The organism is Sphingomonas sp. GlSt437, assembly GCF_048015635.2.
Lineage (GTDB): Bacteria > Pseudomonadota > Alphaproteobacteria > Sphingomonadales > Sphingomonadaceae > Sphingomonas.
The window spans coordinates 360,591-376,951 of sequence record NZ_JBPGYA010000001.1 but is presented as its reverse complement, the minus strand read 5'-3'; the positions used below and the strand labels follow the sequence as shown (position 1 = coordinate 376,951).

The window sequence follows — 16,361 nt, the reverse complement described above, 5'->3', positions numbered from 1 at the left end:
TCAGCTCGGCTGCGGGCCGCAGCGCTTGGTGTCCCATCGGTTCTTGCGGATCCAGCAATTGGGGGCAGTGAGCCGCGTGTCGAACAAGGTTTCCTCGAACGGCCCGCGCCCGGGGAATTGCTGCTCGCCCGCCGGTTTCAGGCTGTTGCGCAGCTCGCGCAGCCGGGCTGCCGCCAGGTCGCTGAACCCGCCGCGCTTGGTGAAGATCGCATCGGTCGCGATCTGCGAGGCGGTCAGGCAGAAAATATATTGCGCGGTCACCGTCGAATAGCCCGAATAGAGCCGCTCACCGAAATGGTCGAGCGCGGTGGTGCCCTTGGCCTTGTTGCCCTTGTTGGTCCGCGCGAAATAGCCCTGCAGCGTCGCCCATGATTTGGCGAGCTCCGCCTTATGGTCGACGAGGATCGCGTTGTAATTGTCGACCGCCAGCAGCTGCGGCTCGAACTGGCATTGCAGCGCGGCGACGTTGAGCGCCGAGCGCATCGCCCAGGTCATGCCCGCGCGCAGTTCCGCCGGCGTCGCGCCGGGCAGTTGATAGCCGATATCGGCTTCGTCGCCATTCATCGGCGCGCCGGTCATCACGGGATTGCGCAGATAGAATTGCGCCGATGCCGGCATTGCCGCCGCCAGACTTGCCCCGGCGAGCACCAGACCAATGACCAAACCCCGCACCCACGCCATGTTACGCTACCCTCATGCTGAATCATTCCCGGCGGTGCCTGCGTTAAAGGCTTTGCGCGTCAATCCCAAGACCCATTCGGCGCAGCCCTGACGCGTTCTGCCCCGCCGCGGGGCATCGAAAGCAGTGCATAACGAAAAAGGGCCGCCCGTTCGCCGGACGACCCTTTCCTCAATGCAACGGGCGGCCGCGCGCAGCGGCCGGCCTGATCAATGCTTGTTCGACGCCATCGCGTCGCCCGACGACATCGCGTCGTTCGAGGCCATCGCATCGTTCGACGCCATCGCCGCGTCATTCGAGGCCATCGCGCCATCGGTCGAGGTCATGTTGTCGGTCTGCATTTCGTCGGTGGTGTTCAATTCCGAAGTCATCGCATTGTCGGTCGTCGCCTCGGTCTTGTGGCCGCAGGCCGACAGCGCCAGCGCCGCGCTAGCGACCATGGTGCCGGCAATCGTCTTGGTGAAGAGTGCACGCATTGAAGAAGCTCCCGGAAAATAGAGACGGATTTGGCCGGCTTGGCTTGCCCTGATGTCCAAATCTGCGCCGCATTTAACCGGATAGGGCAGGCCCCTCAAGATTCTAATTGTCGCAGCTTGTAAAGCTATTGAGAAAGCTTGAGAATTCATGGCGCAGCGCCAGATCGAACGCGGCCATATCGGCAGCAACGCCAAGGTCCGCGACGCTCGTCACGCCGAAATCGCTGATCCCACATGGCACGATACCGGCAAAATCGGCCAGGTCCGGCGCGATATTGACCGAGAAGCCGTGGAGCGTGACCCAGCGCTTCACCCGCACGCCGATCGCGCCGATCTTGGCTTCGGCGCCATGCCGGTCGATCGTCCAGATGCCGATGCGGCCCTCGGCGCGGAATGCCTCGATGCCCAGCCGCGCCAGCGCCGCGATCACCCAGCCTTCCAGCGCGTGGACGTAGCAGCGCACGTCGCGCCCGCGCTGCGCCAGGTTGATCTGGACATAGCCGATCCGCTGGCCCGGCCCGTGATAGGTATAGCGGCCGCCGCGACCGCTCGGGAAGACGGGGAAGCGCGGGTCGATCAGCTCGACCGGATCGGCGCTGGTGCCGGCGGTGTAGAGCGGCGGATGCTCGAGCAGCCAGACGAGCTCGCGCGCTTCACCGGCCAGGATTGCGGCGGCACGCGCTTCCATCGCCTCGACGGCGGCGGGGTAGGGGACAGGCGCGGTATCGACACGCCACTCGATGTCATCGGGAGCCGGGCTCATGCCCGTGCCGATGCGCCACTCGCGTGCGCCGCGCAAGCATTGGCAAGCGACGCGGCAATCGATTAGAGTTGAGCGGATTGCGGTTATCATGGCTGCGATAGGGAGACGGGGCGATCATGGTTCGAATGAGCGATGTGTGGGATCGGGCAACCGAATTTCTGGGTGACAATCTGCGCGCGCTTGCCCCGATCGGGCTGCTGATCGCGCTGCTGCTCGCCTTTCAGCAGGGGCTGACGGTGATGAAGGATGGCGCGGCGCCGGGGACCAGCGCGCTCATCTCGATCGTCGGGTTCGTTGCCTCGATCGTCGCGCTCGTGGCGCGGCTCGGGGTGCAGGCCTTCGCGATCGACACCAATGCCGGGCTGAGCGAAGCGCTGGCGCGCGTCCGGCGGCGCGTCTGGGTGGTGATCGGCGTGTTCTTCCTGCTCGGCATCGCCGCGGTCGTGCTGTTCATTCCATTCTTTGCGCTGATGATCGCCGGCGGCGTGCCGCCGACTGCCTTTAATGGCAACAAGATCGATCCGGCGGTGTTCCAGAGCATGCCCGGCTGGGTTGGCTGGTCTTTGTTCGTCTACGGCTTGGCGCTGGTGGTGGGCCTTTTGTGGATTGCCGCGCGACTGTCGCTCACCGTGCCGGTCGTCCTGTTCGAGCAGCAGGGCATTGGCGCGTTCGGTCGCTCGTTCGAGCTGACGCGCGGGCTGGCGCTGCGCATCCTCGGCGCGCTCATCCTGATCGGGCTGGTTGGCGCCGTCGCGGCCCTGGCAGCGAAGGCGGTGTTCGGCTCGGTGCTGCGGCTCGCGCTTGGCGATGGTGGCCCACTCGGCGCGGGTGCGGTGCTGACCATCCTGATCGTGGCGATCGTCGCGACGGTGTTCTCGCTGATCGGCGATGCCTTCACCGGCAAGCTTTACGTCGCCGCGCGTGGTGGGCTCGCGGACGCCGGCATCGACGCTGCATGACGATGGATCTGCCCCAGGCGGTGACCGCCGCCTGGGCGATGTTTCGCCGCGACCATGAGGTGATGGTCGCGCTGGCCGGGCTGTTCCTGCTCGTGCCGTCGCTTGCCGTGCTGTTGCTGGTGCCTGCGCCGCCGCCGCCCGTCGCCGCGAGTGCTGGCGAGGCCGCGATCGAACATTGGGTGGACCTTTATTTCACCTGGGCAGGGGCGAATGCGCCGGTGATGCTGGCGGGGGTTGCCTCCTCGCTGTTCGGCGCGCTTGCCATCACCGTTTTCGTCATGGATCGCGCGCGGCCCAGCGTCGCCGAGGCGATGGCGCGCGCGCTCCGGTTGTTTCCGGTCTATGTCGTGCTCTCGGCAGGCGTGGCGATCGTCGCGTTCCTCGGCATGCTCGCGCTGGTCGTGCCCGGGCTGTGGATCGCGGGCCGGGCGATGCTGATCGCGCCATCGCTGGTTGAGGAAGGGACGCAGCCGCCCGGCCCAGTGATGCAATCGCTGCGGCTGACGCGCGGCAATGGCTTGCTGGTGGCGGGGCTCGCCGGCATCGGCCTGTTCGGGGCGCAGCTGGCCGCGCTGCCGCTGCTCGCGCTCGACGATGCGTTGCGGGCAAGCATGCCCAACCCCATCGCGATCACGCTCGTCGATACGCTGATCGCCGCGATCGAAGCATCGCTGGCGCTGGCGCTGGTGCTGATCCGCATCGCGCTGTACCGCCAGGCGACCGGCGCGGCGCGCTAGGCTCGGCTCAACTCCACGTCGCGAGCGGCGGCAGGCTCATCAGGATCGCGTCGATATTGCCGCCGGTCTTGAGGCCGAACAGCGTGCCGCGATCATAGACCAGGTTGAATTCGGCATAGCGCCCGCGCCATTCGAGCATCCGCGCGGTGTCCTCCGCCCCGAACGGCGTCGCCATCCGCCGGCGGACGATGCGGGGATACACATCGAGGAATTGCCGGCCGATATCCTGGATGAACGCGAAATTGGCGGCGAAATCGCCTTCCAGATGATCACAGAAAATCCCGCCGACGCCGCGATGGACCTTGCGGTGCGGGATGTAGAAATACTCATCCGCCCATTTTTTGTAGCGCTCATAATAATCGGCGCCGTGCGGGTCGCACGCGGCTTTCATCGCCGCGTGGAATTCGGCGGTGTCCTGCTCGTACGGCGTCGGCGGGTTCAAATCGGCGCCGCCGCCGAACCAGCGCTTGGTCGTCACCAGGAAGCGCGTGTTCATGTGCACCGCCGGCACATGCGGGTTGGCCATGTGCGCAACGAGGCTGATGCCGGTGGCGAAGAAGCTCGGGTCTTCCGCCGCGCCATGGATCGACTTGGCGAAATCGCCTTCGAACGCGCCGCCAACGGTCGAGACGTTGACGCCGACCTTCTCGAACACCTTGCCCTTCATCACCCCGCGCACGCCGCCACCGCCCGGCGCGCCTGAAGGATCGGTGCGGTCCCAGCCGGTATAGTCGAACGCCGCGTCCGAGCCTGCTTCGCGCTCGATCGCCTCGAATTCGGCGCAGATCAGGTCGCGTAGATGCTCAAACCACTGGCGGGCGGCGGTCTGCTGGTCATCGAGAGGCTTCATCGGTGTTCCTGGTGCGGATGTTAGTGGTGATCAGGGCAATCGCGATCGAGCTCGCGGTCGATCAGCGCTTTCACGTCATAGCCGAAGATGGTGAGGCCAGTGATGTTGGCGTCGGTAATGGCGACGCCCGAAAGGTTGACATTGTTGATCGTCGCGCCGGCGAGGTTGATGTTGTCGAAGCGTGCATTGCCCAAATTGACATTGTCGAACTCGGCATCCTTCAACGAGCAGTCGTTGAAGCGCACCCCGTCCCAGCGTTGTCCTTTGATCTCGCGTGGCGCGTTCATGCGTCTGCCTCCCCCGGCCAGCCCCCGGTCTGGCGCAGCGCTTCGGCAAGCGCAATCCCCGCCGCAATCGCGACGTTGAGCGAGCGCCGGCCCGGTGCCAGCGGGATGGCGACGCGGGCATCGGCGCGATCATGGACATGCGCCGGCACGCCGCTCGATTCCGCGCCCATCAGGATGATGTCGCCGGACGTGAAGGCGAAGCGATCGATCCGCTCGGCGCCCCGCGTTGTCATCAGCACCAGCCGGCCCGGCGTCGCAGCGAGGAAAGCCTGCCAATCGGCGTGGCGGCGGACCTCGGCTTGCGCGGCATAATCCATGCCGGCCCGCGCCAGCGCGCGGTCGCTATAGGCAAAGCCCATCGGTTCGATCAGGTCGACGGGCACATCCAGGCACGCGGCGAGGCGCAGCATGGTGCCGACATTGCCGGCGATATCGGGCTGGAACAGCGCAAGCCGCATCTGCAGCGCTATGGCCAAGCGGCAAACACACGTCCAGCGACAAGCATAACGGCGCTTCCGCCGCGCTCGCAATATGGTCAAAATGCTGTTGGCAAAACCGCGAGCGCGCGTCTATCAGGCCTCGAATCGCTGCCCTCACCGGGGCGGCGGCGCAATCGTATTGCCGGGGTCTCAACGGGCCGATCCTCGCGATATCAACTGTGCAAGGGAAGCTAGATGGCAAGTCTTGAAACCGCTGCTCCGACCGGCGACCTGACAGGCCAAGGGGAAGGCGGCCATCGCCGGCGCGATTTCCTCAACGTCGCTGCGGTCGCCTGGGCCGGCGTGGGCGTTGGCGCGGTCGCGCTGCCGCTGATCAACCAGATGAACCCTTCCGCCGACGTGCTGGCGGAATCGACCACCGAGGTTGATCTCTCCAAGATCGAGCCCGGCCAGGCGATCAAGGCGCAGTTCCGCAAGCAGCCGCTGTTTGTCCGCAACCTGACGCCCAAGGAAATCGCCGAGGCTGATGCGGTCGACATTAAGACGCTGCGCGATCCGCAGACGCTGGAGCAGCGGACCAAAGGCAAGAAGAACTGGCTGGTGACGCTCGGCGTCTGCACCCATCTGGGCTGCGTACCATTGGGTGCGGGCGAGGGCGAGGAAAAGGGCCAGTTCGGCGGCTATTTCTGCCCGTGCCATGGCAGCCAGTACGACACCGCCGCGCGGATCCGCAAAGGGCCGGCGCCCAAGAACCTGGCGGTGCCGGATTACAAATTCACCGGCGATACCAAGATCGTGGTCGGTTAAGGGGTAAAAGACGATGAGCTTTTCCTGGGCCAAGAAGTACGAACCCAAGAACCCGTTGATGAAGTGGGTTGATGAGCGCTTGCCGCTCCCCCGCTTCGTTTATGACGCGGTGGGCGCGGGCTATCCGGTGCCGCGCAACCTCAACTATTTCTGGAATTTTGGCGTGCTCGCGGGCGCGGCGCTGATGATCCAGATCGTCACTGGCGTCGTACTGGCGATGCATTATGCCGCCAATGGCGCGATCGCGTTCGACTCGGTTGAGCACATCATGCGCGACGTCAATAATGGCTGGCTGATCCGCTATGCCCACGCGACCGGCGCGTCGATGTTCTTCATCGTCGTCTATATCCACATTTTCCGCGGCCTCTATTTCGGCTCCTACAAGGCGCCGCGCGAAATGATCTGGCTGTTGGGCGTCGTCATCTTCCTGCTGATGATGGCGACCGCGTTCATGGGCTATGTGCTGCCCTGGGGCCAAATGAGCTTCTGGGGCGCGCAGGTGATTACCGGCTTCTTCTCGGCGATCCCGGGCGTGGGCGAGACGATCCGCATCTGGCTGTTGGGCGGCTATGCGCCGGACAATGCCGCGCTCAACCGCTTCTTCTCGCTCCACTTCCTGCTGCCCTTCGTGATCCTGGGGGTGATTATCCTCCACGTCTGGGCGCTGCACATTCCGGGCTCGAACAACCCGACCGGCGTGGAAGTGAAGGGCGAGCAGGACACCGTGCCGTTCCACCCCTATTACACCGCGAAGGACGGGTTCGGGCTGGGCGTGTTCCTGCTGGTGTTCGCGGCGATCCTGTTCTTCTTCCCCAATGCGCTGGGGCACCCGGACAATTACATCCCGGCCAATCCGCTCTCGACGCCGGCGCACATTGTGCCCGAATGGTATTTCTGGCCGTTCTACGCGATCCTGAGGGCGTTCACCGCCGATTTCATCCTGCCCGCCAAGCTGTGGGGCGTGCTGGCGATGTTCGGGTCGATCATCCTCCTGTTCTTCCTGCCGTGGCTGGACTCGTCGCCAGTGCGTTCGGGCAATTATCGGCCGACTTTCAAGATCTTCTTCTGGATCCTGGTGGCAGACGTGCTGGTGCTCGGCTGGTGCGGCGGTTCGCCGGCGGAGCCGATCTACGTCATCACCAGCCAGATCGCCGCGGCCTATTATTTCGCGCATTTCCTGATCATCCTGCCGATAATTGCGGCCATCGAGCGGCCCAAGCCGCTGCCCAATTCGATCACCGAGGCAGTGCTGGCGAAACATGGCGGCGCGGCGCCGGCGCATGCGGTTCCGGCGGAATAAGGGGGCTATCGTTCAATGCTTCGTGCAATCCTCGGCCTCGTCGGTGCTGGCTTCGTGCTGGTGCTCGGCATCGCGCTCTACAGCAGCATCAGCGGCGTCATCACCGATCCGCCGGTCAAGACCGCGCAGGAGGAATTCCACCTCCACCCCAAGAATGTCGCTTTCCCCTCGGACGGCGTGTTCGGCAAATATGATCTGGCGCAGCTGCAGCGCGGCTTCAAAGTCTATCGCGAAGTCTGCTCCAACTGCCATTCGCTGAGCCATGTCGCTTTCCGCGACTTGACCAAGATCGGTTATTCCGTCGCGCAGGTGAAGAAGATCGCCAGCGATTGGGACGCCAAGAACAAGCAGCCGACGCTCGACCCCAAGACCGGGGAGCGCAGCGATCGCGGTAACACGCCTGCCGACCATTTTCCGATCGTTTATTATCCTGGCCAGGGCAATCCGCCTGACTTGTCGCTGATCACCAAGGCGCGGCATGGCGGCGGCGCTTATGTCTATTCGCTGCTGACCGGCTATGCCGATCAGAATGGCTACAAGAACCCGCCGGGCTCGGACTTGCCGCAGGGTGTCGAGCTGCTGAAGCGCTTCCCCGACGCCAAAACGCCGGACGGTCTCTATTTCAATCCGTATTTCGCCAACCTCAACATCGCGATGCCGCCGCCGCTGAGCTCGGACGGGCAAGTGACCTATGACGATGGCACCAAGTCGACCGTCGACCAGAACGCCAAGGACGTCGCCGCGTTCCTGACCTGGGCAGCCGAGCCCGAACTGCCGGCGCGCCACGCACTCGGCTATGCGGTGATCGGCTTCCTGCTGTTCTTCCTCGTGCTGGTCTATGGCGCGTATCGCAACATCTGGCGCGATACGGCGCATTGATGGCGACCACCACCGCGCACGAGGAGATCAAGCGCCGCATCCGGACGATCCCCGACTTCCCCAAGCCGGGGATCATGTTCCGCGACATCACGACGCTGCTGCTCGATGCGGAAGGGTTGAAGCTGACGGTCGATGCGATGGTCGCGGCGACCGACGGGCCGGTTGATCTGGTTGCGGGTATCGAGGCGCGGGGCTTTCTGTTCGCCGCTGCCATCGCGGTGCCGCTCAACGCCGGCGTCGTCTTGATCCGCAAGGACGGCAAGCTCCCCGGCGTGACGATCGCCGAGGATTATGTGCTGGAATACGGCATCGATCGCATCACCATGCACGAGGATGCGTTGGTCCCCGGCCAGCGTGTGCTGCTCGTCGACGACTTGATCGCGACCGGCGGCACCGCGCGCGCCGCGATCCGCCTGCTCCGCAAGGCTGGCGCGCACGTGACGCAAGCGCAGTTCGTCGTCGATCTGCCCGAGCTTGGCGGCGCCGACGCGCTGCGCAGCGACGATGTGCAGGTCGACGCGCTGGTGGCGTTCGAGGGCCACTAAACGCTACCCAGATCCTCCCCTGTAAGGGGAGGGGGACCATTCGCGGCACGCGAATGGTGGAGGGGTATGGCGCGATCGAGCGGGCGACACCCTTCCGTCAGCGCTGCGCGCTGCCAGTTTGGGGTCGGATCGTCCCCCGGACGATCCTTGGCCGTGCGGGGCACGGCCAACCGCAAACTCCCCTTGAAGGGGACGATTTAAGTCAGCCCGTCGGCCGCGTCCGGATCAGCCCGATCGAGATCACCGACATCACCGGCTCGTCATGCTGGTTGAGGACAATCGTCTTGCCGCGATAGCTGCCCATATCGGGCCGGCTGGTCGAGGCGCGCTTGTCCAGCACTTCGCTTTCGCAGCGCAGCGTGTCGCCGGGATAGACCGGCTTCAGCCAGCGCAGCTCGTCGATGCCGGGCGAGCCCAGCCCCGCCTGCTGGTGGTTCTTCATATCCTCGACCAGCATCGCCATCATCATCGCGGCGGTATGCCAGCCCGAGGCGGAAAGCCGCCCGAAATAGGTCTGCGCCGCCGCCTCGTCGGAGAGATGAAAGGGCTGGGGATCATATTTCGAGGCAAAGTCGATCACTTCCTCGCGCGTGACCCGATAGCTGCCAAACGCCCGCCGCGACCCGACCTCGATATCCTCGAAATAGCGCATGTTTCCGACTCCCTTCGGTTTCAAATCGTCGAAACCGTCATCCCCGCGAAGGCGGGGATCCATTGTTGCTGAACGCTCAGCTTCTCACAACCACTGGCCAGAATGGATTCCCGCCTGTGCGGGAATGACGAGGCAGCGAAATCGGTCTGCTGCTACACATTAAACCTAAACAGCATCACGTCGCCGTCCTGGACGATATAGTCCTTGCCTTCCTGGCGCAGCTTGCCCGCCTCGCGCGCGCCGGCCTCGCCGTTGAACTGGACGTAATCGGCGAATGCGATCGTCTCGGCGCGGATGAAGCCGCGTTCGAAATCGCTGTGGATCGCGCCCGCCGCCTGGGGCGCCTTGGCGCCGCGCTCGACCGTCCAGGCGCGCGCTTCCTTGGGGCCGCAGGTGAAGAAAGTGATCAGGTGGAGCAGATCATAGCCGGCGCGGATGACGCGGGCGAGGCCGGTCTCCTCCAGCCCCAGCTCCGCGAGGAAATCGCCGCGATCCTCGGCCGGCATCGTCGCAATCTCGGCTTCGATCGCGGCGGAGACGATCACTGCCTTGGCGCCTTCCGCCGCCGCCTTGGCGAACACGCGTTCGGACAGCGCATTGCCCGTCGCCGCATCACCCTCATCGACATTGCAGACGTAGAGAACGGGCTTGGAGGTGAGCAATTGCGCCTGGGCGAACACGCGGCGCTCATCTTCGTCCTTGGGCTCGGTCAGCCGAGCGGGTTTGCCCGCGCGCAGCAGCTCCAGCGCCTGGCCGAGCACGCTGGCGGCGGTCTTGGCTTCCTTGTCGCCCTGCGCGGCCTTCTTGGCGAAGTTAGGCACGCGCTTCTCAAGGCTCTCCAGGTCGGCGAGCATCAGCTCGGTCTCAACCGTCTCGGCATCGGCGATCGGATCGACCTTGCCCTCGACATGCGTCACGTCGCCATTTTCGAAGCAGCGCAGCACATGGACGATCGCGTCGACCTCACGGATATTGCCGAGGAATTGGTTGCCGAGCCCTTCGCCCTTGCTCGCGCCGCGCACCAGCCCGGCAATGTCGACAAAGCCGAGCTGGGTTTCGATCACCTTGGCCGAATGCGCGATCTGGGCGAGCTGATGCAGCCGCGGATCGGGCACCGCGACGTTGCCGACGTTCGGCTCGATCGTGCAGAAGGGATAATTGGCCGCCTGCGCCGCCGCCGTTTCGGTCAGCGCGTTGAACAGGGTGGATTTGCCGACATTGGGCAGGCCGACGATACCGCAACGAAATCCCATGAGTGTCCCGGAAATGATGAAAGCTGGATTGCGGGTGCGGATAGGGCGTTGCCGGGGCAATTGCCAGCATCAAGACAGGGCCATCAATTCGTCGCTAAAGATGCACGGTTAATCGCTCGGTAACCATAGCGACGGTGCGGGCTGCTCTTGCTCGCGTCGTCAGCTTTCGGGGTGCCGCGTGAAGACGCACGCCGCGGCGCCGCCAGGGAGGGGATGCGCGAAGTGCCATCGTATGCGGGGGGTCGCATCGGCACTTCGCGCATCGACCCGGCTTCAGCGATAATTGAAGCTGATGCTGATCCGCTCATCCGTGCCCTTGCCGGCATGCGGCATCACTTCGTGGCGCAGCCAGCTTTCCCAGAGCAGGATGGTGTCGGGCTTCGGCTCGACATGAATGAAGGTCCGCAGCGCCTCGGGCGCGTCCTCGCGGCGCGTGGGCGCCGCCATCATCAGGGATAGGCGCGGGTCCTCGAAGCGGATCGCGCCGCTCCCCGGGGGCACCGCGATATAAATCGTGCCCGAGATGATGCTGTGCGGGTGGATATGCCCGCTATGCGTCGCGCCCGGCTTCATCACATTGACCCACAGGCTGTCGAGTTTGGGCTTGCGGGTGCCGAGATCGAAGGCGCACTGGCTCGCGAAGCCTGCGGCGTGGCGATTGAGCGCTTTCGCCAGATCGCCGAACGCCGGGTCGCGCTGCGGCAGGTCGTTGAGCGAGGCGTAGGAGGTGTAGCCGCGATAGCCATGCGCCTTGCTCCACGCGCGCCCGGCGGTGTCGTCTTGGGCAAGCGCGAGGCAGGAGCGATGCAGCTCGGCGAGCAGCGCGTCGTCGGCAAGCGCAGCTTCGTAAAGCGGGGTGGTGAAGAGCGAGCGGGTCGGCATTGCCATCGGTTAGGGGTGGCGAGGGCGTTTGGCCAGTGGTTCCCGCCCTCGCTTCCCCGGCGAAGGCCGGGGCCCAGCCCCGACAGATAAGCGCGCGGCAGCGCGCTCTGCGCTCCCGCGCAGAACTTTGCCGGACTGGGCCCCGGCCTTCGCCGGGGAAGCGGAGAAGTTATCCTGCCGGCTGGACCCCGGCCTGCGCCGGGGAAGCGTGGGAGGCTCAGCCGGACGCTAATCCGACTGCTGCAACCTGAGCGCCACATCGTTCATGAAGCGCGCATCATCGCCTTGCGCCAACCACTCGGCTTCCGCCGCAACCGCGCCGAGCATCGCGGCGAGCGGGTCCATCTCGGCCTTGGCGTAATTGCCCAGCACATGGCCGTGCACCCGGTCCTTGTGGCCCGGGTGGCCGATGCCCAATCGCACGCGGCGGAAATCCTCGCCGATATGCGCGACGATCGAGCGGATGCCGTTATGCCCCGCCGTGCCGCCGCCGCGCCGCACCTTGACCTTGAACGGCGCGAGATCGAGCTCGTCGTAGAACACCGTCACGTCTTCAGGCGACAGCTTGTAAAAGCGCATCGCCTCGCCGACCGCGCGGCCGCTCTCGTTCATGAAGGTCGCGGGCTTGAGCAGGACGAGCTTTTCGGTGCCCAGCCGCGCCTCGATCGCCCAGCCCTGAAAGCGCTTCTTGGGCGCGTCGAAATTGTGCAGTTCGGCAATGGCGTCGACTGCCATGAAGCCGACATTGTGCCGATTGAGCGCATATTGCGCTCCCGGATTACCAAGACCGGCCCAGAGCTGCATCGTCAATCACCCCTCCCCTTCAGGGGAGGGGCAGGGGTGGGGACTCACCGCAAGCCAAAGCCTCTGCCGCACAGCCCCATCCCCAACCCCTCCCCTGAAGGGGAGGGGCTCCGTTGCGCTGTTACTCCCCGCCCGCAGCCGGGGTTTCGCTGTCGCCTTCGCTCGACTTGAGCGCTGACGGTGCGACGATCGTGGCGATGGTGAAGTCGCGATCCTCGATCGCCGATTTGGCGCCCTTGGGCAGCGTCACCGACGAGATGTGGATCGACGCGCCGACCTCGAAGCCCTTGAGCGACACCTCGACATCGTCGGGGATTTCCGCCGCATCGACGACCAGCTCGAGCTCGTGGCGCACCACGTTGAGCACGCCGCCGCGCTTGATGCCCGGGCACTCGTCCTCATCGGTAAAGCGCACCGGCACCGAGACGTGCACGGTCGAATGCTCGCCGATGCGCAGAAAGTCGGCATGGACCGGGCGATCGGTGACGGGATCGAACGCGACGTCCTTGGGCAGCGTGCGCACGGGCGCGCCGCCGACGTCGATCATCACGACCGAATTCATGAAATGGCCGGTCATGAGCAGGCGATAGAGCGCCTTTTCCTCGACATGGACGGCCTGGGGATCCTGCTTGTTGCCGTAGATTACGGCGGGCACGCGGCCGTCACGACGCAGTGACCGAGAGGCTCCCTTGCCAACCCGATCGCGCGTCTCGGCAGCGAGCGTCAACACTTCGCTCATCTGTCATTCTCCGAAACATGGTATCAACCCGGCCAAGCCTCCAGGGATGACCCTGACCGGAAGCGCGGGTGCATAGCGGAAAGGGCGGGGCAGGGCAACGCTATTCGATGCGGGTGACGCGCAGGCCACGGCGCGCGAGCAGTGCCAGCAGCGATTGCTCGCCGGCGAGGTGACCGGCACCCACCGCGACCAGCACTGCGCCGGGCTGGTGCAGCCGGCTCGCGATCCAATCGGCCCAGCGGCGATTGCGCTCGGTGACGAGGCGCTCGGCGAGCTTCTGGGGCAATGGATCGGCGAGCGCTGCCAGCCTGCCCGCTTCCCACGCCGCCAGGGTCGCTGGATAGCGCCGGGCCGGGTTGGCGAGATCAGCGAGGGTCGCGCTCAGCAGCGCGCGCTGCTCCGTCTCACTCAGCGCATCGAACAATGCGAGCTGGCTGTGGATCGTTTCAAGTGCGGCCTGTTGCTTGTGCGCGGCGCGGAAGCGGCTGGCGAGCACGGCTTCGGGTGCCGCGTCACGCTCGGCGCCATCCGCCACCGCATCGCCCGATCCGATTGCCGTCGCGATTGCCCAGGTCTTCAGCGCGGCGGCGGTCTCGGGCGCCAATCCGGCAGCGGTGAGCGCCTTGACGAGGGCAGGGCGCTGCTCAGCGGCTACCCGCCCGAGCGCCGGCACGGGCGGGTCGAGCCGTGCCAGCCGGTCATAATCCGGCGCGCCATCACGAAACTCGGCGTCAGGGATTTCGGTCACCAGCGTGTCCGCCCGATCGACCGCCGTGCGGATCGCCGGCGTCTGCCAGTCCACCCCGGGCGGCAGTGCGTGGATCGTGCCGAACAGCCAGATCACCGTATCGGCATCGCGCACCATGAACAGGGCCGGCCGCGCCGGGGTCGAGCGCGGCCGGGAACAGGCGGCGGGCGTCAACACCGCCGCCAGCAGGGCGAGCGCGGGGCCAAGCGCTCGCCAAGGGGGCAGCAGCCGGATCAATAAGCGATCCGCTCGGCCTTGATATGATATTTGGCGGCGAGCTGCGCCTGCACGCTGTTCGCGCCCGCCAGATGCCCGGCGCCGACCGCGATGAAGATCGTGCCCGGCTGCTTCAGCCGCTCGTTGATCCAGTCGGCCCAGCGGCTGTTGCGATCGGTGAGCAGCGTCTTGGTGATCAGCGGGCTCTCGTCATAATCGCGGTTCATCACTTCGGCGAGCTTGTCCGGCTGGCCCTTGGCCCAGTCGTCGACCATCTCGGCGATCGTGCTGTCAAACTTGTCGGCGTCCTTGATGCCGGACAGCAGGAACTTAACCTGCTCGTCCTGCGGCAGATCCGCGAAATAATGGAGCTGTTGCGACAGCGTTTCCAGGCCGATCACCGGCTTGTGCTCGGCCTTGGCGGCGGCATCGAGCGTGCGCTCGGCACCGCTTTCGGGGTTGTAGCCCGATTTCAGGAGCAGCCCGTTCGACAGCGATATTGAGGCGAACCAGGGCTGGAGCGGATCAAGCTGTGCCGGCTGCACGCCAAGCTTGGCGAGCCCCGCCTGATAGGCCGGAAGGTTGGCCGGCGGGATTTTCGACGTCAGCGTCTTGCCGCTGGAGTCGATCGCAAGCGGCAATACGATGCCCTTCGCTTCTTCGGGATCGGGCAGCGGGATTTCGAGGACGAGCTGATCGGACTTGTCGAACGCCGTCTTGACCGCGTGGTCAAACCAGCTGAGGCCGGGCTTCAACACATGGACGGTGCCGAACAGATAGATCGTCGTGTCCTTGTCCTTCACCACCCACAAAGCGGGGTCGGCGGGGATGGTCGCAGCGGTGGGGGCGGGCGTGGCGGCTGGCGCGGTCTGCGCCATGGCGGGCCCGGCGAACAGCAGCGCGAGCGATGCACTGAGAACGGCTTTACGGAACATCATGAATTCAGTCCTTTTCATGGAGCAAAGCAAGCTTCGTCACGCCCGCCAGTGCTGGTAAGTCGCGACCACCAGGAGAACCAGCAAGGCGCCGAAAAACGCGAGGGTAAGGTCGATTTGATTGTCGAACGCGGCGTTCCACGAGAATACCAGTGGCGCGCCAAATAGAATGATGGCGCCGAAGATCGCGATCGTGTTGATCGCCCGGCGGCGCTTCAGCTCGTCGGCTCGGCGCCACCCGAGCCATCCGCCAACCGCTGCGATCAAGGTTGAAAGCGCGGCCGGTGCCGCGTGAACCCAGCGCGGCTCTGCTGCGGGGCCGCCCGTCAGTCCATTGAACAGTCCGGCGGTGAAAGGCAGGCCAGCCACCGCGATCACCAGGCCGATAATCAGGAAATCCCTGATCCGGCGGACCTGACGCAAGCGCTCGCGCTCGGCCGCTTCGCCAATGCCGGGTTCCAAGCTATGCAACTGAGCATCGGTCATTGCCTGTCTCCTCAATCCGCTTACTCAACAGCCAGTCGGTCAATCACGCACCTTGAACACCAGGTACATTGCGACCATGCTGAAATATCCGATCAGCCAGATGCCGAACGCGCTGGGCTGCGGCACCAGCCGGCCCGCCGCAAGCAATTGCCAGGCCGGGTAGCCGCCCAGCACGGCGAGCAGCCCGCCGGTCATGCTTTGCAGGTTGCGGCGGACTTTCAGCTCGTCGACCTGGCCGAAAAAATAGACGGGGAGGCCGACCAGACCGATCACGAAGCCAAGCGCCAGCACCGTGGCGGCAATGGGGCTCAGCACCAATTTGGCAGGATCAAACCAGCCATTGGTAGTCGCGTGCCCTTCCGCCACCGCCGCGCCGATGAACGCGCCCAGCACGCCGCCGAACAGGCCGCAGCCGGTGAGCACGATCAGCCGGTAGCGCGCACGCTTGCGCGCGGCGAGTTCTCCCGGCCCCAATTGGCGTGCGTCAGTCATTGCCATCCCCATCATCGAAAATCTCCTCGATCCGCAGGTCGAACAGCCGCCCGATCTTGAAAGCGAGCGGGAGCGACGGGTCATATTTCCCCGTCTCGATCGCATTAACTGCCTGGCGCGACACGCCGAGCCGGCCGCCAAGCTCCGCCTGGCTCCAGTCGCGTTCGGCGCGCAGCACTTTCAGCCGGTTTTTCATGTCGTCGTCCATCGCCCCGTCATCGCGCGATGACGGCGAAAAATGAGACGAAGACGGTGAACAGGCTCGAGCCGAGCACGATCCACTCGTCGCGGCGGCTCATCCGGTTGTTGCAGCCTCTGCGCATCGTCAGCACCTCGTTCGGTCGCCCGACCCAATGTCAGGTGACGCTGACTAAATGACAGCGAGTCGCGACATTGTCAAGTGACCCTTACTAAAGGTCGCTGGTGCCTGAC

22 protein-coding genes are annotated in these 16,361 nt (G+C 65.1%); 6 read left to right on the top strand and 16 right to left on the bottom strand.

The annotated features are described in order from the left end of the window. The 3 genes from ACLB0R_RS02020 to lipB form a co-directional block, all read right to left on the bottom strand. Complete coding sequence (locus tag ACLB0R_RS02020; protein WP_416641683.1) at positions 1-681, bottom strand: hypothetical protein; 681 nt, start codon at positions 679-681, stop codon at positions 1-3. Between the two features lie 207 nt (positions 682-888). Then, positions 889-1,155 carry a hypothetical protein gene (locus ACLB0R_RS02015; protein ID WP_416641681.1) on the bottom strand — a complete coding sequence of 89 codons (267 nt, stop codon included), beginning with the start codon at positions 1,153-1,155 and terminating at the stop codon, positions 889-891. Between the two features lie 103 nt (positions 1,156-1,258). Then, positions 1,259-1,918 (bottom strand): lipoyl(octanoyl) transferase LipB, encoded by a 660-nt coding sequence (gene lipB / locus ACLB0R_RS02010; protein WP_416641679.1) that lies wholly within the window; start codon positions 1,916-1,918, stop codon positions 1,259-1,261. A gap of 125 nt (positions 1,919-2,043) precedes the next feature. Here lipB and ACLB0R_RS02005 point away from each other — a divergent pair, with 125 nt between their 5' ends. Together ACLB0R_RS02005 and ACLB0R_RS02000 are read left to right on the top strand one after the other, a co-directional pair. Beyond that, the gene (locus ACLB0R_RS02005; protein ID WP_434953681.1) at positions 2,044-2,877 is read left to right on the top strand and encodes a hypothetical protein; all 834 of its coding nucleotides are present in this window, start codon (positions 2,044-2,046) and stop codon (positions 2,875-2,877) included. Then, complete coding sequence (locus ACLB0R_RS02000) at positions 2,874-3,614, top strand: hypothetical protein (RefSeq protein ID WP_416641676.1); 741 nt, start codon at positions 2,874-2,876, stop codon at positions 3,612-3,614. The genes ACLB0R_RS02005 and ACLB0R_RS02000 overlap by 4 nt, the downstream gene beginning before the upstream one ends. Before the next feature lie 7 nt (positions 3,615-3,621). Here the strand turns inward: ACLB0R_RS02000 and hemF are convergent, their stop codons facing one another. From hemF to ACLB0R_RS01985, 3 genes are read right to left on the bottom strand one after another with little or no spacing between them, the layout of a single operon-like run. Then, the gene (gene hemF / locus ACLB0R_RS01995) at positions 3,622-4,464 is read right to left on the bottom strand and encodes an oxygen-dependent coproporphyrinogen oxidase (RefSeq protein WP_416641674.1); all 843 of its coding nucleotides are present in this window, start codon (positions 4,462-4,464) and stop codon (positions 3,622-3,624) included. 20 nt (positions 4,465-4,484) lie between these two features. Further along, positions 4,485-4,751, bottom strand: coding sequence for a pentapeptide repeat-containing protein (locus ACLB0R_RS01990; protein WP_416641673.1), 267 nt, complete (start codon positions 4,749-4,751; stop codon positions 4,485-4,487). Then, the gene (locus ACLB0R_RS01985) at positions 4,748-5,209 is read right to left on the bottom strand and encodes a tRNA (cytidine(34)-2'-O)-methyltransferase (RefSeq protein ID WP_416641671.1); all 462 of its coding nucleotides are present in this window, start codon (positions 5,207-5,209) and stop codon (positions 4,748-4,750) included. Before ACLB0R_RS01985 ends, ACLB0R_RS01990 begins: the two co-directional genes overlap by 4 nt. Positions 5,210-5,425: 216 nt before the next feature. Between ACLB0R_RS01985 and petA the strand changes: the two genes are divergently transcribed. Genes petA through ACLB0R_RS01965 form a run of 4 tightly spaced genes read left to right on the top strand, consistent with a single transcriptional unit; the run spans position 5,426 to position 8,722 of the window. Beyond that, a complete protein-coding gene (petA, locus tag ACLB0R_RS01980) occupies positions 5,426-5,998 on the top strand; it encodes a ubiquinol-cytochrome c reductase iron-sulfur subunit (protein WP_416641669.1) in 573 nt (190 codons plus the stop codon). A gap of 13 nt (positions 5,999-6,011) precedes the next feature. Further along, the gene (locus ACLB0R_RS01975) at positions 6,012-7,298 is read left to right on the top strand and encodes a cytochrome b (protein WP_416641667.1); all 1,287 of its coding nucleotides are present in this window, start codon (positions 6,012-6,014) and stop codon (positions 7,296-7,298) included. A gap of 15 nt (positions 7,299-7,313) precedes the next feature. Continuing rightward, positions 7,314-8,177: a cytochrome c1 gene (locus ACLB0R_RS01970; protein WP_416641665.1), complete on the top strand. Its 864-nt coding sequence runs from the start codon at positions 7,314-7,316 to the stop codon at positions 8,175-8,177. Continuing rightward, entirely contained in the window at positions 8,177-8,722 is a 546-nt protein-coding gene (locus ACLB0R_RS01965) for an adenine phosphoribosyltransferase (protein WP_416641663.1), read from the top strand. Before ACLB0R_RS01970 ends, ACLB0R_RS01965 begins: the two co-directional genes overlap by 1 nt. A 202-nt stretch (positions 8,723-8,924) precedes the next feature. On the opposite strand, the gene ACLB0R_RS01960 is transcribed toward ACLB0R_RS01965, so the two are convergent. The 10 genes from ACLB0R_RS01960 to ACLB0R_RS01915 form a co-directional block, all read right to left on the bottom strand. Then, positions 8,925-9,374, bottom strand: coding sequence for a MaoC family dehydratase (locus tag ACLB0R_RS01960; RefSeq protein WP_416641661.1), 450 nt, complete (start codon positions 9,372-9,374; stop codon positions 8,925-8,927). A 152-nt stretch (positions 9,375-9,526) separates the two neighbouring features. Further along, a complete protein-coding gene (gene ychF, locus ACLB0R_RS01955; protein ID WP_416641659.1) occupies positions 9,527-10,627 on the bottom strand; it encodes a redox-regulated ATPase YchF in 1,101 nt (366 codons plus the stop codon). Between the two features lie 273 nt (positions 10,628-10,900). Continuing rightward, complete coding sequence (locus ACLB0R_RS01950; protein ID WP_416641657.1) at positions 10,901-11,509, bottom strand: TIGR02466 family protein; 609 nt, start codon at positions 11,507-11,509, stop codon at positions 10,901-10,903. Between the two features lie 228 nt (positions 11,510-11,737). Next, positions 11,738-12,313 carry an aminoacyl-tRNA hydrolase gene (gene pth, locus ACLB0R_RS01945; RefSeq protein WP_416643075.1) on the bottom strand — a complete coding sequence of 192 codons (576 nt, stop codon included), beginning with the start codon at positions 12,311-12,313 and terminating at the stop codon, positions 11,738-11,740. Positions 12,314-12,434: 121 nt separating this feature from the next. Then, positions 12,435-13,052, bottom strand: a complete 618-nt coding sequence (locus ACLB0R_RS01940; RefSeq protein WP_416641655.1) for a 50S ribosomal protein L25/general stress protein Ctc — start codon at positions 13,050-13,052, stop codon at positions 12,435-12,437. 100 nt (positions 13,053-13,152) lie between these two features. Further along, positions 13,153-14,037, bottom strand: coding sequence for a TraB/GumN family protein (locus tag ACLB0R_RS01935; protein WP_416641653.1), 885 nt, complete (start codon positions 14,035-14,037; stop codon positions 13,153-13,155). Beyond that, on the bottom strand, positions 14,034-14,954 hold the full coding sequence (locus ACLB0R_RS01930) for a TraB/GumN family protein (protein WP_416641651.1): 921 nt from the start codon (positions 14,952-14,954) through the stop codon (positions 14,034-14,036). Before ACLB0R_RS01930 ends, ACLB0R_RS01935 begins: the two co-directional genes overlap by 4 nt. Before the next feature lie 36 nt (positions 14,955-14,990). Beyond that, positions 14,991-15,437 carry a hypothetical protein gene (locus ACLB0R_RS01925; protein WP_416641650.1) on the bottom strand — a complete coding sequence of 149 codons (447 nt, stop codon included), beginning with the start codon at positions 15,435-15,437 and terminating at the stop codon, positions 14,991-14,993. A 39-nt stretch (positions 15,438-15,476) separates the two neighbouring features. Beyond that, positions 15,477-15,929 (bottom strand): hypothetical protein, encoded by a 453-nt coding sequence (locus tag ACLB0R_RS01920; protein ID WP_416641649.1) that lies wholly within the window; start codon positions 15,927-15,929, stop codon positions 15,477-15,479. After that, positions 15,922-16,125 (bottom strand): helix-turn-helix transcriptional regulator, encoded by a 204-nt coding sequence (locus tag ACLB0R_RS01915; RefSeq protein ID WP_416643074.1) that lies wholly within the window; start codon positions 16,123-16,125, stop codon positions 15,922-15,924. Before ACLB0R_RS01915 ends, ACLB0R_RS01920 begins: the two co-directional genes overlap by 8 nt. Positions 16,126-16,361: the final 236 nt, after the last annotated feature.